Source organism: Halolamina salina (genome assembly GCF_042678005.1).
In the GTDB taxonomy this organism is placed as follows: domain Archaea; phylum Halobacteriota; class Halobacteria; order Halobacteriales; family Haloferacaceae; genus Halolamina; species Halolamina salina.
The window spans coordinates 26,153-27,792 of record NZ_JBHUDH010000016.1; the positions used below are offsets into that span (position 1 = coordinate 26,153).

The window sequence follows — 1,640 nt, forward strand, 5'->3', positions numbered from 1 at the left end:
CTGCCCGCGGCGTTCCCGAACCTGCTCGTCAACGGTAGCTCGGGGATCGCGGTCGGCATGTCGACGAACGTCCCGCCGCACAACCTCCGGGAGGTCGTCGACGCTACGATCGAGCTGATCGAGAACCCCGAGGCGACCGTCGAGGACCTGATGGAGCACGTCGAGGGGCCGGACTTCCCGACGGGCGCGAACATCGTCGGCCGGAACGGCGTCCACCAGGCGTACAAGACCGGTCGCGGCCGGGTCCGCATCCGCGCGAAGTTCGACGTCGACGAGGAGGAGGGCCGCATCGTCGTCACCGAACTCCCGTTCCAGGAGAACAAGGCCCGCCTGATCGAGCGGATCGCCGACGACGTGAACGAGGGGAAGATCGAGGGGATCCGCGACCTGCGCGACGAGTCCGACCGCGACGGCATCCGCATCGTGATCGAACTCAAGCGCGACGCGATGGCGGAGGTCGTCAAGAACCAGCTGCTCGAGTCCCACCTCGAAACGACGTTCGGCGTGATCAACCTCGCGCTGGTCGACGGCCAGCCGAAGGTGCTCACGCTGAAGGAGACCCTCCAGGAGTACATCAAGCACCGCCGCGAGGTCGTGCGTCGGCGCAGCCAGTACGACCTCGCCGAAGCCGAGGACCGCGCCCACATCCTCGAAGGCCGGCTGAAGGCGCTGGAGAACGCCGAGGACGTGGTCGAGGCGATCCAGAACAGCGAGGACCGCGACGCCGCCAAGGCGATGCTGCAGGAGGAGTGGGGGTTCAGCGAGGAGCAGGCCGCCCACGTCGTCCGGATGCAGCTCGGCTCGCTCACCTCGATGGAGCGCACCTCGATCGAGGAGGAGTACGAGGACGTGCAGGCGACGATCGATCGCCTCGAGACCATCCTCGCCAGCGACGAGGAGCTCGACTCGGTGATCGTCGACGAGCTCGAGGCCGTCGCCGAGGAGTACGGCGACGAGCGCCGCACCGGGTTCATCGAGGACACCGGCACGGTCACCCACGAGGACCTGATCCCCGAGTCCGAGCAGGTCGTCGTGATGACCGAGGACGACTACATCAAGCGGATGGAACTGGAGGAGTTCCGCGCCCAGAACCGCGGCGGGAAAGGGATCATCGGCACCGGGCTGAAGGAGGGCGACTCCGTCGCCTCCGTGTTCGTGGCCAACAGCCACGACTACCTGCTCTGTTTCACCAACCACGGGCAGGTGTACAAGCTGAAGACGTACGAGGTGCCGGAGATGTCCCGGACCGCCCGCGGAAAGTCCGCGGTGAACCTGCTCGATCTGAGCGACGACGAGCAGATCGAGGCCGTCGTCAACACCGACGACATCGACACCGAGGGCGACGAGGAGGAACAGCAGTTCCTCACGATGGTGACCCGCGGCGGCTACATCAAGCGCAGCGGCGTCTCGGAGTTCCAGAACATCCTCTCGACGGGGATCCGCGCGATCAACCTCGAGGACGGCGACGCGCTCGCCGACGTGGAGGTCACGGACGGCTCGCAGGACGTCGTGATCGCCACCCGCGAGGGGATGTCGATCCGCTTCGACGAGACGGAGGCCCGCGCGATGGGTCGGACCGCCCGCGGCGTCCGCGGGGTCGACCTCGAGGTCGACGACGAGGTCGCCGCCGTCGCCGGCAT

At 67.4% G+C, this 1,640-nt stretch carries 1 protein-coding gene; it reads left to right on the forward strand.

Features of this window, described 5'->3' with window-relative positions; translation table 11 throughout:
* Positions 1 to 1,640, forward strand: a 1,640-nt coding sequence (locus ACFR9S_RS02315; protein ID WP_379817980.1) for a DNA gyrase subunit A, incomplete at both ends; no start/stop codon positions are given.